This is a genomic window from Cellulomonas olei (assembly GCF_039548315.1).
Classification (GTDB): domain Bacteria; phylum Actinomycetota; class Actinomycetes; order Actinomycetales; family Cellulomonadaceae; genus Cellulomonas.
This window is the reverse complement of sequence record NZ_JBCLVN010000011.1, coordinates 122,493-134,512: the sequence shown is the minus strand read 5'-3', so window position 1 is coordinate 134,512 and position 12,020 is coordinate 122,493. Positions and strand designations below refer to the sequence as shown.

At 76.6% G+C, this 12,020-nt stretch carries 16 protein-coding genes; 8 read left to right on the top strand and 8 right to left on the bottom strand.

The features are described from left to right. Positions 1-539: 539 nt before the first annotated feature. Both lnt and AAHH18_RS06170 read left to right on the top strand, forming a co-directional pair. The gene (gene lnt / locus AAHH18_RS06175) at positions 540-2,105 is read left to right on the top strand and encodes an apolipoprotein N-acyltransferase (RefSeq protein ID WP_343300967.1); all 1,566 of its coding nucleotides are present in this window, start codon (positions 540-542) and stop codon (positions 2,103-2,105) included. Beyond that, on the top strand, positions 2,102-2,884 hold the full coding sequence (locus AAHH18_RS06170; protein WP_343300966.1) for a polyprenol monophosphomannose synthase: 783 nt from the start codon (positions 2,102-2,104) through the stop codon (positions 2,882-2,884). The genes lnt and AAHH18_RS06170 overlap by 4 nt, the downstream gene beginning before the upstream one ends. A 120-nt stretch (positions 2,885-3,004) precedes the next feature. Here AAHH18_RS06170 and AAHH18_RS06165 read toward each other — a convergent pair whose 3' ends face one another. Both AAHH18_RS06165 and AAHH18_RS06160 read right to left on the bottom strand, forming a co-directional pair. Beyond that, positions 3,005-3,349, bottom strand: a complete 345-nt coding sequence (locus AAHH18_RS06165; protein ID WP_146838390.1) for an RNA polymerase-binding protein RbpA — start codon at positions 3,347-3,349, stop codon at positions 3,005-3,007. A 126-nt stretch (positions 3,350-3,475) separates the two neighbouring features. Beyond that, positions 3,476-4,573, bottom strand: a complete 1,098-nt coding sequence (locus tag AAHH18_RS06160; RefSeq protein WP_343300965.1) for a glutamate--cysteine ligase — start codon at positions 4,571-4,573, stop codon at positions 3,476-3,478. A 149-nt stretch (positions 4,574-4,722) separates the two neighbouring features. Here AAHH18_RS06160 and AAHH18_RS06155 point away from each other — a divergent pair, with 149 nt between their 5' ends. After that, positions 4,723-5,283 carry an NUDIX hydrolase gene (locus tag AAHH18_RS06155; RefSeq protein ID WP_343300964.1) on the top strand — a complete coding sequence of 187 codons (561 nt, stop codon included), beginning with the start codon at positions 4,723-4,725 and terminating at the stop codon, positions 5,281-5,283. Here AAHH18_RS06155 and AAHH18_RS06150 read toward each other — a convergent pair. Further along, positions 5,276-5,479, bottom strand: coding sequence for a hypothetical protein (locus AAHH18_RS06150; RefSeq protein ID WP_343300963.1), 204 nt, complete (start codon positions 5,477-5,479; stop codon positions 5,276-5,278). The genes AAHH18_RS06155 and AAHH18_RS06150 overlap by 8 nt on opposite strands. A 100-nt stretch (positions 5,480-5,579) precedes the next feature. On the opposite strand from AAHH18_RS06150, the gene AAHH18_RS06145 reads away from it, so the two are divergent. The 3 genes from AAHH18_RS06145 to AAHH18_RS06135 all read left to right on the top strand — a co-directional run bounded on the left by AAHH18_RS06145 (position 5,580) and on the right by AAHH18_RS06135 (position 7,626). Next, positions 5,580-6,812 carry an MFS transporter gene (locus tag AAHH18_RS06145; RefSeq protein ID WP_343300962.1) on the top strand — a complete coding sequence of 411 codons (1,233 nt, stop codon included), beginning with the start codon at positions 5,580-5,582 and terminating at the stop codon, positions 6,810-6,812. A 4-nt stretch (positions 6,813-6,816) separates the two neighbouring features. After that, a complete protein-coding gene (locus AAHH18_RS06140; protein WP_343300961.1) occupies positions 6,817-7,176 on the top strand; it encodes an ArsR/SmtB family transcription factor in 360 nt (119 codons plus the stop codon). 144 nt (positions 7,177-7,320) lie between these two features. After that, the gene (locus tag AAHH18_RS06135; RefSeq protein WP_343300960.1) at positions 7,321-7,626 is read left to right on the top strand and encodes an STAS domain-containing protein; all 306 of its coding nucleotides are present in this window, start codon (positions 7,321-7,323) and stop codon (positions 7,624-7,626) included. A 12-nt stretch (positions 7,627-7,638) separates the two neighbouring features. Here the strand turns inward: AAHH18_RS06135 and AAHH18_RS06130 are convergent, their stop codons facing one another. Continuing rightward, entirely contained in the window at positions 7,639-7,977 is a 339-nt protein-coding gene (locus tag AAHH18_RS06130; protein ID WP_343300959.1) for a hypothetical protein, read from the bottom strand. Positions 7,978-8,063: 86 nt separating this feature from the next. Beyond that, the gene (locus AAHH18_RS06125; protein WP_283320320.1) at positions 8,064-8,339 is read right to left on the bottom strand and encodes a helix-turn-helix domain-containing protein; all 276 of its coding nucleotides are present in this window, start codon (positions 8,337-8,339) and stop codon (positions 8,064-8,066) included. Between the two features lie 125 nt (positions 8,340-8,464). On the opposite strand from AAHH18_RS06125, the gene map reads away from it, so the two are divergent. Next, complete coding sequence (gene map, locus AAHH18_RS06120; protein WP_343300958.1) at positions 8,465-9,226, top strand: type I methionyl aminopeptidase; 762 nt, start codon at positions 8,465-8,467, stop codon at positions 9,224-9,226. A 42-nt stretch (positions 9,227-9,268) separates the two neighbouring features. After that, positions 9,269-9,898, top strand: coding sequence for a maleylpyruvate isomerase family mycothiol-dependent enzyme (locus tag AAHH18_RS06115; RefSeq protein WP_283320322.1), 630 nt, complete (start codon positions 9,269-9,271; stop codon positions 9,896-9,898). Between the two features lie 7 nt (positions 9,899-9,905). On the opposite strand, the gene AAHH18_RS06110 is transcribed toward AAHH18_RS06115, so the two are convergent. The 3 genes from AAHH18_RS06110 to AAHH18_RS06100 all read right to left on the bottom strand — a co-directional run bounded on the left by AAHH18_RS06110 (position 9,906) and on the right by AAHH18_RS06100 (position 11,947). After that, positions 9,906-10,475: a dihydrofolate reductase family protein gene (locus AAHH18_RS06110; protein WP_283320323.1), complete on the bottom strand. Its 570-nt coding sequence runs from the start codon at positions 10,473-10,475 to the stop codon at positions 9,906-9,908. A gap of 55 nt (positions 10,476-10,530) precedes the next feature. After that, the gene (locus AAHH18_RS06105; protein WP_283320324.1) at positions 10,531-10,887 is read right to left on the bottom strand and encodes an STAS domain-containing protein; all 357 of its coding nucleotides are present in this window, start codon (positions 10,885-10,887) and stop codon (positions 10,531-10,533) included. A 205-nt stretch (positions 10,888-11,092) separates the two neighbouring features. Next, positions 11,093-11,947, bottom strand: coding sequence for a class I SAM-dependent methyltransferase (locus AAHH18_RS06100; protein ID WP_343300957.1), 855 nt, complete (start codon positions 11,945-11,947; stop codon positions 11,093-11,095). Positions 11,948-12,020: the final 73 nt, after the last annotated feature.

The following is a 12,020-nucleotide window of genomic DNA, read 5'->3' as shown; positions in this document are numbered from 1 at the left end:
CGCGGGCCGGGTCCTGTTCGACGCGTCGGGCGGGACGGGGCGGTCGGCGGCGTGACCGGGAGGACGGGGCGGTCGGCGGCGTGACCGACGGCGGGCCGCCGGACCGGCCGGTGGCGTGCCCCGCGGCGGGTGATCCGGCGGACGGGTGAACCGCGGGTGCGGGCCCGCGGGGCCGCCTCACCCGGACGGGTGGTCCGACACGCCGGACGACACGCCGGGTCGACCTCGCGATCCAGACATTCCGGGCAGGGCTTCCCGGTGCTGGTGACGTGCGCGGACGTCGCTGACCAGCCCGTCGGCACCCTTGACACGACGGGACGGTTCGGTAGGTTCTCGGCAGTGGTCCGAACGGCGGCGCCCGTCACGAGGCGCCCCGGAGGGGGCAGGGATCGGACCACGCCGGGCTCCGGCCGGGCCCGCGTGTTCATCAGAGAACGCCGCACCGCTTCGCGGTGCCGTGCGGTACGAAGGACACGCGGGCCGGCCGGTCGGGCCCTCACCCGGCGGCCGGTGACAGCGGGGTGCCGTACCCTGGCGCGGTGCCTGCTCGTGACCCCTCCCGCTGGTGGAGCGCGGTCCAGGCGCTCGCCGGCGGGCTGCTGACCTGGACCGCCTTTCCCGATCTCGGCTGGTGGTGGGCCGCCCCGCTCGGCACGGCCCTGCTGATGCTCGCGATGCGGCGCGACAGCGCCCGGTGGAACGCGCTCCTCGGCCTCGTCTGGGGCGCGGCGTTCTTCCTCCCGCTGCTCACCTGGGTCGACGTCTCGATCGGCGTGGTGCCGTGGGTCGCGCTGTCCGTGGCCGAGGCCGGCTTCGTCGCGCTGTTCGGCGCGGCCTGGTCGTGGGCCCGGCGCGGGGAGGCCGTGTGGCGGCGCGCGTCCCTGCAGCTCCTGGTGTTCACGGTCCTGTGGGTCGCGGTCGAGGAGCTCCGGTCGCTGTGGCCGTTCGGGGGCTTCCCCTGGGGTCGCCTGGCGTTCTCGCAGGCCGACTCGCCGCTGATCGCGCTGGCCCGGCTGGGTGGCGCGCCGCTGGTCTCGGCGGTCGTCGTGGCGACGGGGGCGGCGCTCGCCCTCGCGTGGCTCGCGGCGCGCCGGTTCGCCCTGCTCCCGGCCCTCGGCCGGCTCGCGGTGGCCGCGGCGCTGGTCGGCGGCGGGCTCCTGGTGCCCATGGACACCCGGGCGGAGAACGGCACGCTGATGGTCGGCGCGGTGCAGGGCAACGTGTCGGAGCCGGGCCTGCACGCCTTCGACAACCGGCGCGAGGTCCTCGACAACCACGTGGCCGGCACCTACGCGCTTCTCGACCAGGTCGCGCCGGGCGACCTCGACCTGGTGCTGTGGCCCGAGAACGGCACCGACATCGACCCCCAGGTCGACGCCGAGGCCGCCGCCGCGATCGACGGTGCCGCACGGGAGGTCGGCGCGCCGCTGCTGGTCGGGACGATCGAGTACCCGGAGTCCGGCGGCCGCTACAACACGTCGCTGCTGTGGGAGCCGGGCACCGGTCCGGTGGCGCGGTACTCCAAGCAGCACCCCGCGCCGTTCGCGGAGTACATCCCGCTGCGCGACCTCGTGCGCCCCTTCTCCTCGGCCGTGGACCTCGTCCGCAACGACATGCTGCCGGGCACGGAGCCCGGGGTGGTGCCGCTGAAGTCCGAGCGGCTGGGCCGCACCGTGGTGGTCGGGGACGTCATCTGCTTCGAGGTGGCCTACGACCCGCTGGTCCGCGAGAGCGTGCGGGAGGGGGCGGAGATCCTGGTGGTGCAGACCAACAACGCGAACTTCGGGTACTCGGCGGAGTCGACGCAGCAGCTGGCGATGTCACGGCTGCGTGCCGTCGAGAGCGGCCGGGCGACCGTGCAGGTGTCCACCGTCGGCGTCAGCGCCGTCATCAGCCCCAACGGGACGGTCGCTGCGGACACGGGCCTGTTCACCGCCGAGCAGCTGGTCGCGCGCCTGCCGCTGCGCGAGTCGCTGACACCGGCGACCCGCCTCGGCGCGTGGCCCAGCCTGGTCGTGGGCGCCCTGGCCGTGGCGATGACGGTCGCGGGTGCCGCCGGGGCCGCGCGGGTGCGCCGCGCCGACCGTCCGGAGGCCGCCGCGTGACCGCCGCCGCTCGCGTGCTCGTCGTCGTCCCCACGTACGACGAGCGGGACAGCCTCCCGCACGCGCTGGCGGCGCTCGCCCGCTGCGTGCCCGACGCCGACGTGCTGGTCGTCGACGACGCGTCCCCGGACGGCACCGGCGAGCTCGCCGAACGGATTGCCGCGAGCGACGAGGCCGAGCGCGGTCGCCGCGCCGTCCACGTCCTGCACCGCGCGGGCAAGCAGGGTCTGGGGACGGCGTACGTCGCCGGGTTCCGCTGGGGGCTCGAGCGCGGGTACGACGTCCTGGTCGAGATGGACGCCGACGGGTCGCACCGCGCCGAGGACCTGCCGGCGCTGCTCGCCCGGGTGCCCGGGGCGGACCTGGTGATCGGGTCGCGGTGGGTGCGCGGCGGACGGGTGGTCAACTGGCCGCTGCACCGCCAGCTCCTGTCGCGGGGGGCGAACGTGTACGCGCGCGTCGCGATGGGCCTGCCGGTGCGGGACTCGACGGCGGGGTTCCGCGCCTACCGGGCGGAGACGCTCCGGGGGCTCACGCTCGGGGAGGTCGCCTCCCACGGGTACTGCTTCCAGATCGACATGGCGTGGCGGGTCCTGCTCGCCGGCGGGCGCGTCGTCGAGGTGCCGATCACCTTCGTCGAGCGCGCCGAGGGCCGCTCCAAGATGAGCCGCGCCATCGTGGGCGAGGCGCTCGTCCGCGTGACGGTCTGGGGAGCCCGCCGCCGGTGGCAGCAGCTGCGGGGGCTCCTGCGGCAGGGGAGTCCCGCCGCAGGACGGTGAGGCGTGCCCGGACCCGGTCGGTCCGGGACGGCGCCGGGCCGGAGGACGACGGGCTGCACGACGACGGGCCCCGCCCCCCGGTGCGGGGGACGGGGCCCGTGCGTGACGTGACCCGGCGCCTCAGGCGCTGCGGCGCAGCTTGCCGGCGCGCAGCAGGTCGAGGCGCTCGTCGAGCAGCTCCTCGAGCTCCTTGATCGTCCGGCGCTCCAGGAGCATGTCCCAGTGCGTGCGCGGCGGCTTGGTGGCCTTCGGCTCCGGCTTGGACGCGTCGCGCAGCAGCGCCTCGGCGCCGCACCGGCACTCCCACACCACCGGGACATCGGCCTCGACCGAGAACGGCAGGATGATCGTGTGCCCGTTCGGGCAGTCGTAGTACGCCTGGAGACGCGGGGCGAAGTCGACGCCCTCGTCCGTCTCCATGCTGTGGGACCCGATGCGCATACCGCGCAGGGACCGGTTCGACATCAGGACCTCCGTGCCTTGACGTGCAGACGTGTGGCTTACTCAGATCGGTCAACGTCCGGGGACCGTTCAGTGTTCCAGTCTGGCGTGAAGGTCCCGTGAACGCGCGGGGAGGGCCTCCCGCAGGGCTCAGGCGAGGGTCGCGCGGACCGCCCGGCGCACCAGCTCGGCGTCGTCCGCCCCCTCGTGCCGCCAGCGTCGCTGCTGCTGGGCGCCGTTGCCGCGCCCGAGCAGGGAGGCGACCCCGTCCCGCACGCGCTCGAGGTCGCCGCCCTCCACGAGCGCCGGCTCGACGTGCCGCAGCAGCTCGTCGAGCACGGCCCGAGCCGGCGCCGGGCGTCCCGTCAGGGGGCTGAGCAGGTCGTCGTCCAGGCCGGAGCGCGCGGCGCGCCACGTCGCGACGCGCACGACCTCCGTCCGAGGCTGGGGAGCCGGTTCGGGGCGCCCCGACACCGCGGTCTCCGCGAGCGCGCGGACGAGCGCGGCCAGCAGCACGGCGTCCTGCGGGTCCAGGCAGACGTCGGCGACCCGCACCTCGACGGTCGGGTACCGGGCGGACAGCCGGGCGTCGAAGTACACCATCCCGTCGTCGAGGATCGTGCCGCTCGCCACGAGGTCCTCGACGCTCCGGCGGTAGGTCGCGGCGTCGCCGAACGGCGCCGTGGGGCCGGCGGTCGGCCAGCGGCCCCAGATCTGCGACCGGAAGCTCGCGTACCCGGAGTCGTCGCCCTGCCAGTAGGGGCTGTTGGCGCTGAGGGCGAGCAGCACCGGGTTCCAGCGGCGCAGGTGGTCGACGACGCGCACGCCCTCCTCGGCGTCCGCCACCTCGACGTGGACGTGGCAGCCGGAGGTGAGCTGGTCCCGCGCCGTGCGGGCGAACTGCGCAGCGATGTCCTGGGCGCGCCGGTTGACGACCACGGTCGGGTCGGCGGGCCGCGGCGACGTCGCGAGCGCCGCGATGCGGGCGCCGGCGTGCTGCGCGGACGAGTCGGCCCGCCAGCGCCCGCCCCGCACCTCCTCCAGCAGGTCGTCGAGGTCGGTGCAGGGGTGCGTCGAGGTCTCGACCTGCTCCTGCGCGAACTCCTTCTCCAGCGACCCGCCCGGCTGCGCGGGGTCGTCGTCTCCGTCCACCGAGGAGGCGTGCTGCAGCACCGCCGCCGCGACGGCGCGCGGCGAGCCGTCCTCCGACACCAGCAGGAACTCTTCCTCGACACCGATCGTGCGCACGCAGGAATTGTGGGGTCCGCGGAGGCGTCTGTCCTGCGGAGCAGCGGGTGCGGTCACGGGCGCCGTGCGCGACGCCGGCGACCCCCGCCGGTCCGTCCGCCGCCGCGCACTACGCTGGCCGCGCCCCCAGCCCCGACCCCGGAGGACCCGTGGCCCCCTGGCACACCCGCGCGTCGACGACCGTGTACGAGAACGCCTGGATCCGCGTCCGCGAGGACGCCGTCACCCGCCCGGACGGCCGGCCCGGCGTCTACGGCGTGGTCGAGGTCCGTCAGCCGGCGGTGTTCGTCGTGCCCGTCACGCCCGAGGGCGAGGTCGTGCTGGTCGAGGTCGAGCGCTACACCACCGGGCTCCGCTCGCTCGAGGTGCCCGCGGGCGGCTCCGACGGCCAGGACGCGCTGACGGCGGCACGCCGCGAGCTGCTGGAGGAGACCGGCCTGGTCTCGGACGACTGGCAGGAGCTCGGTGCCGTCTACTCGCTCAACGGCGTCAGCGACGCGCCCGGGCACGTGCTGCTCGCGCGCGACGTGCGGCCCGCACCCGACGCCGGCACGCTCGCGGCGGACGGGCAGGCGGAGGAGGGCATCGTCCAGGTGCAGCGCCGGACGTGGCCGGAGGTCGTGGAGCTGCTGCGCACCGGGGCCCTGACCGACGGGGAGTCCGTCGCCGCCCTCATGCACGCCGCCGTGGCCCTGGGCCGCCTCACCTGACACCCGCCGCCGACGCGCGGTGCACGAGGGTCCAGCGCCAGAACAGCCGACGGCGGACCCGTGCACCGGGCAGGACCCGCGCGACGCACTCCCGCACCTCGGCGAGCGTCATGGTGGCGGGCCGCGTCGGTGCGGACATCGCGACGTCGTAGCGCCGGTCGCCGAGGTCGAGGGCGTCGCCCACGGCTGGGTGCACCCTGTCACCCTGCCAGGAGACGGTCCGCGCCGTGGCACATCGGCCCCGTGCGCGCAGGATTGCATCTGTGCGCACAGACGCAGATGTGGCACCATGACGCGTGCTCCTCGTCCTGCGCGACCGCGCGTACCGCCGCCTGTTCACCGCCCAGGTCGTGTCCCTGACGGGGACGGGGCTCGCCACGGTGGCGCTGGGGCTGCTGGCGTACGACCTGGCCGGGGCACGGGCCGGCGTGGTGCTGGGGACCGTGTTCGCGCTGAAGATGCTGGCGTACGTGGCCGTGGCGCCCGTCGCCGCGGCCGTGGTGCACCGGCTGCCGTCGCGGGCGGTCCTCGTCGGGGCGGACGTGGTGCGTGTGGTCGTGGTGCTCGGCCTGCCCGTCGTGACGTCCGTGGCCCAGGTGTACGCGCTCGTGCTGGTGCTGCAGGCGGCGTCGGCGGTGCACACGCCGGCGTACCAGGCCGTCGTCCCCCGGCTCGTGACCGACGAGCGCCGGTACACGCAGGCGCTGTCGCTGTCGCGGCTCGCGGAGGACCTCGAGATGCTGCTCTCGCCCGTGCTGGCCGCGGCGCTCCTGCTGGTGCTGCCCGGTCAGCAGCTGTTCCTCGGGACCGCGGCGGGCTTCGCCGTGTCGGCGGCCCTGGTCGCCCGCACCGCGGTCCCGGCCGGCGCCGCGCCCGCGCCGGAGGACGCGGGCCTGCCGTTCGGCGCGCGGGTGCGGCGGGGCGCCGTGCTGATGGTCCGCACACCGGGCCTGCGGGCGGTGCTCGCGCTCGACCTCGCGGTGGCGTCCGCCGGTGCGTTCGCCCTGGTGCAGTACGTGGCGGTGGCGCGCGAGGCGTACGGCGGCGGCGAGCGCACCGCCGCGCTCCTGCTGGCGGCGCTCGGCGCGGGCTCGCTCCTCGTGGCCGTCCTGCTCCCTCGTGTGCTGGAGCGCCGGCCCGAACGTGCGGTCGTGCTCGGCGGACTCGCGGCTCTGACCCTGGGGACGGCCGCTGTCGCCGGCGGGCTCGCCGTGCGCGGCAGCGCGGGGCTGCTGCTCGTGGGCGCGCTGTTCGCGCTCGTCGGTGCCGGGTGGGCCGCTGCCGAGACGCCGGTGGGTCGCGTCATCGCGCGCAGCATCCGTCCGGCCGAGCAGCCGGCGGTGTTCGCCGCGCAGTTCTCGCTGTCGCACGCCTGCTGGCTCGTGACCTACCCGCTGGCCGGGGTGCTGGGGGCCCTCGGGCTGGGTCTCGCCGCACTGGTGCTCGCGAGCCTGGCGGCGGTGGCCGCTGCCGTCACCGCGGCGCTCTGGCCGCGTCCCGCGCCCGTCGCCGCGGGGGTGGCAGGCTGAGCAGGTGACCAGCGAGACCGACGTGGCGGCTCAGACGGGTGCAGCCCTCGTGCCCGCCGCCGACCTGGAGGCCGCCGTCGACGTCCTGCGGCTGCTCGCGGACCCGACCCGCCTGCGCATCCTGCTGCTGCTGGACGATCGCGAGCTCTCGGTCGGCGCCCTCGCGGAGCTGCTCGGACGGCCCGCTCCGGCCGTGTCGCAGCACCTCGCCCGGTTGCGGGCCGGCCGGCTCGTGCAGAACCGGCGCGACGGCGTCACGGTCCACTACCGCCACGCGAACGAGCACGTCGCCGCACTGGTGCGCCACGTGCTGCACCAGGCCGAGCACGTGCGCTACGAGGAGCCGCCGCACCACCGCCCGTGACCTGCGGTGCTGTCGCAACGGTGCCGGCCCGTGACACAGTGGGTGGACGTGCGGGGCGTCGCCGCACCGGGTCGAGGACCCACCCATGGCGTGCACGACTCCGCCGAGGTCAGCAGCGGGGACCATCAGGGCCGGGGGGAACCCATGCGGAGCACCATCACCACCGAGCGCACCGACGGCGTGACGACCGTCAGGCTCGTCGGCGAGATCGACCTGTCGCTCCGGGCGCAGGCCACCGCCGCGGTGGACGCCGTCCGGGCGGCCGCGCAGCCGGTCGTCCTCGACCTGGCGGGCGTGACCTTCATCGACTCGTCGGGTGTGTCGTTCCTGCTGCAGTGCCGCAGGGCGTGCGCGCGCGACGACCTGCCGTTCCGGGTCCAGGACGTGCCGCCGCGTGCGCGCCGGGTCCTCGAGGTCCTCGGGCTCGTCGACGTCCTCGCGGTGGGCTGAGCGCGCAGCCCCTCACCGGCCGGGCGCGCTCGGCACCACCCGGGCGTAGCGCCGCGGGCGCGCGGGGTCGGTGCCGGTGAACCACTCGCCGTGCACCTGCATGCCCACCGAGTCCAGGTGCACGTCCACGCCGAGGTGACCCGACGGGTCCTGGCCGGGCGGCAGGCGCAGGTGCTCGCGGGCCAGCGGGCGGCCCGCGATGTCCGCGAGGCTCAGCGCCCACCGCAGGCGGGTGCCGTCCGGCTCGCCGTCGTGCAGCACGACGATCTGGGCCTGCCGGCGGCGGGACGCGTCGAGCTCGCGGAACCGGGGCAGCGCGACGTCGTCGGCGCTGTCGGGGGAGGGGCGCATGCTCCACTGTGCTGCCGGGTACCCCGGGAGCGCCCGCCCGGCGGCGGGTGAACCGGCTGCGGCCCGGACGCGGACGGGTCGCCCGGTCAGGACGCGAGCGCCTGGGACGACCCGCCGTCCGGGGCGCTGACCTCGGCCCACAGCGTGTCGAGGGAGAGGTCGATGGCCGCCGCGATCGCGGCGATCGTCGGGAACGCGGGCGTGGCGACCCGGCCGGACTCGATCTTGCGCAGGGTCTCGGGCGACACGCCGGCGTCGAGCGCGGTGCGGGCCATCGACCGGTCGCCGCGCGCGCGTCGCAGCACGGCGCCGAGCCGGCGCCCGCGCTCGACCTCGGCGGCGGTGAGGGGCAGGCGGACCATGCGAGCGATCCTAGGGCGGCCCCGGGTGGCGTGACAGCCTGCGCGGGTCGGGTGGCGCGGCGGGATAGTCTGACCGGGATAGTTGTCCCACCGCCGCCGGCCGGCGGCCGCACCGGAGGTCACCCGTGATCGAGATCCTCAGCCCCGACGAGCTGCGGCGGGCCCGCGACACCGGGGCGCTCGTCCACCGGATCCTGCGGACCCTCCGCGACCGCACGCGGCCCGGCACCGACCTGCTCGAGATCGACCGCTGGGCACGGCAGATGATCGAGGAGGCCGGCGCCGTCTCCTGCTACGTCGACTACGCGCCGTCGTTCGGGCGCGGGCCGTTCGGGCACTACATCTGCACGTCGGTGAACGACGCCGTCCTGCACGGCCTGCCGCACGCCCGCACGCTGGTGGCGGGCGACCTGCTGACCCTCGACCTCGCGGTGTCCCTGCGGGGCGTCGTCGCCGACTCCGCCATCAGCTTCGTCGTCGGGGGGACGCGCCCGCCGGAGGCTGTCGCCCTCATCGACGCCACCGAGCGCGCGCTCGCCGCGGCGATCGCGACCGCGGGTCCCGGCGTGCACCTGGGTGACGTCTCGGCAGCGATCGGGGACGTCCTCGAGGGCGCCGGCTACTCGGTCAACACGGAGTTCGGCGGGCACGGGGTCGGGTCCACCATGCACCAGGACCCGCACGTGTCGAACACCGGCCGGCCCGGGCGGGGGTACCGGCTACGACCCGGGCTGCTGCTCGCCATCGAGCCGTGGGTCATGGCCGACACCGCCGAGCTCGTGACCGACGCGGACGGCTGGACGCTGCGCAGCGCGACCGGCTGCCTGACGGCCCACAGCGAGCACACCGTCGCGATCACGGAGGACGGGGTGGAGGTCCTGACCTGAGGCGTCCGTGCCGGTGAGCGGGCGGCAGGGCAGGATGGCCCGATGGATCGTGCGACCACGCTGACCCACGTCGACCACGAGCGGGCCGCCCTGGCGGACCAGCTCCGGACCCTCCACGACGACGACTGGCGGACCCCGTCGCTGTGCGACGGCCTCTCGGTGCGCGAGGTGCTCGCGCACCTGACGGTGAGCGGGGCGGTGTCGCCGCTGCGCTGGTTCCTGGGGGTGCTGCGGGCCCGCTTCGACTTCGACCGCCAGGTCGACGACCGGCTGCGCGAGCAGCTCGGCGCGGACCCGCAGGAGACCCTCGCCCGGTTCCGCGCCACCATCGGCAGCCGCACCTCCCCGCCGCTGCCCGCGCCCGCCCTGCTGGGCGAGCTCGTCGTGCACGGGACCGACATCCGGCACCCGCTCGGCCTGACGCGGGACCACCCGCACGAGGTGCTGGACCTGCTGCTGCGCTACTACGCCGGCACCGACCAGGTCGTCGTGGCGCGGTCCCGGGTGACCGGGCTGCGCCTCGAGGCCACCGACACGGGGACGACGGCGGGCGAGGGTGAGGTGGTGCGCGGACCCGCCCTCTCGCTGATCATGGCGATGACGGGCCGTGCGGCGGCCTGCGCCGACCTCACGGGTCCGGGGGCGGCGGTCCTCGCCGGGCGGTGCGCGTGAGCGCGGGTCAGACCGGAGCGTGCGGGCCCCGGACCACGCGGTACCGCTCGTAGACGACGCGGCCCGCGAACGTCCGCGTCTCCACCAGGTCCAGGGGCACCGGCTCGGGCACCGGTGGCAGCAGGGGCGTGCCGCCGCCGAGGACGACCGGGTTGCGGAACATCCGGACCTCGTCGAGCAGGCCGAGCCCGAGCGCCTGGTGGACCAGGTCGGCGCCGCCGATGGACACGTCCCGGTCGGTGCCCGCGAGCGCGCCCGCGACCACCTCCTCGAGGGAGCCGGACGCGAGCCGGGCGTTGCCCTCCACCCGGTCGAGCGTGCGGCTGAGGACGATCTTGGGCAGCGCGCACCAGACGTCGGCGAACGCGGCGGACGCCTCCGCGCGGCGCAGCTCCGGGTCGGTCTCCCAGACGAGCATCGTCTCGTAGAGCCGGCGCCCGCAGATGTACGCCCCCAGCTCGCCGACCTGCGCCAGGGTGAACGCGAACTGCTCGTCGCTGGGCGTGCCCCAGCCGAGCCGGCCGGCCCGGTCGGACACGTAGCCGTCGACGGAGACGCTCATCGAGCAGAGCAGCATCGTCCGAGCGTAGGGCCGGGCGCCGAGGACGTCGACGCCGGCACGGGCGCCCGCCTCACCGCGGTGCGGCGCGGGGGACCGGTGGGGGCGTGCCACCCGGACCGGCGTGCGTGAGCGCGTCGACCCCGAGCATCGCGAGCAGCGTCGCCACGTCGGCGGGGACGTCCTCCAGGGTGCACCGCTGGCCGGTCTGGCCGCAGGCGCGCAGGCACTGGATGAGGAACGCCAGGCCCGTCGAGTCGATGAACGTCACCCCGCCCAGGTCGAGCACGACCGGTCCGCCGGCGATCAGCGCCGCGGCGAGCGCGTGCCCCGCGTCCGCGCGGAGGGACGCGTCGACCTCGCCGTGCAGGCGGATGACGGTCGAGCCGCCGTCGGTGCGGGCGCTGATCCCGCCGGGACGATCCTGCATCGCACCGACCTCCCGGGCGGTCGCGGTTCCCGTCCCCGTCCCGAACGGTGGCGTCGGGCCGCGCGCCGGGGCAGCGTGGCTGCGGTGGCGGCTCGACTCGCGACGAGTCTGCCACCGGGCAGGGGCCACCGCCCGACGAGCGCGCGTCCCGGGTGGCCGGCGGTCCGGGGCGCGGGCGCGTGTTCCCGGGACGGCCGGGGGAGGCTCAGGTGGTGGCCCGCCCCGACGCGACGACGGCCCGGGCGGGCAGGTGCAGCAGGCCGTCGCGTCCGGTGTACCCGGCGGCGAGGTCGACGAACGCCCGGCGCACCGCCTCGCGGCCCGCGCCGTCCTGGCGCCGGTAGGTGGCGCCGATGCTCGCCACGCCGCGGGTGACGGCGCTCCACCACAGGTCGGGCGGCGCGACGTGCACGAAGCCGACCTCCCGGGCCCGGACCTGCTCGAGCCCCGACGCGGTCAGCAGGGCGCCCAGCCCGTCGGGTGTGCGCGCGAAGTCCCGGCCCTCCGGCAGGGCGGTCGCGGCCGGTGCGACGCCGGCGCGGTCGAGCACGTCCGCCCAGAGCTGCTGCGCCGGTCCCGGCGGCGCGGGCCAGACCGACACGGCGACCCGGCCGGCGGGCCGGGCGGCACCGGCGAGCGCCGCCGCTGCCGCGGGCGGGTCGCCCACGTGGTTGAGCACGAAGTTCGCGGCGACGACGTCGAACCCGGAGCCGACCGCGGACGGGAGGCGGGGGAGCGCACCGACCAGGAACCGGGCGCCGGGCACCGCGGCCCGCGCGAGCGCGACCATCTCCGGGTCCGGGTCGACGCCCGTGACCGCGCACCCGCGGTCCGCCGCCGCACGGGCGACCGGTCCCGGGCCGGTGCCGACGTCGAGCAGCGCCTCGCCGGGCCGGACCGCCGCGTCGTCGAGGAGCGCCGGCACCGCGTGGGCGCAGAGGCCGGCGAAGGTCTCCGCGTACGCAGCCGCCGTCCCGGCCCAGGCGGCGCGCTTCGCCGCGTCGTGCGCGGCGGCGGTGCGCCCGCCGGGTCCCGGGGTCGGGGCGGGACCTGAGGGCACACCGGAAGCATGCTCCCCGGCTCCCGCGGTCGCCGGGACGATCGTCCCCGCCGGCGTGGCCGGCCGGTGGCGG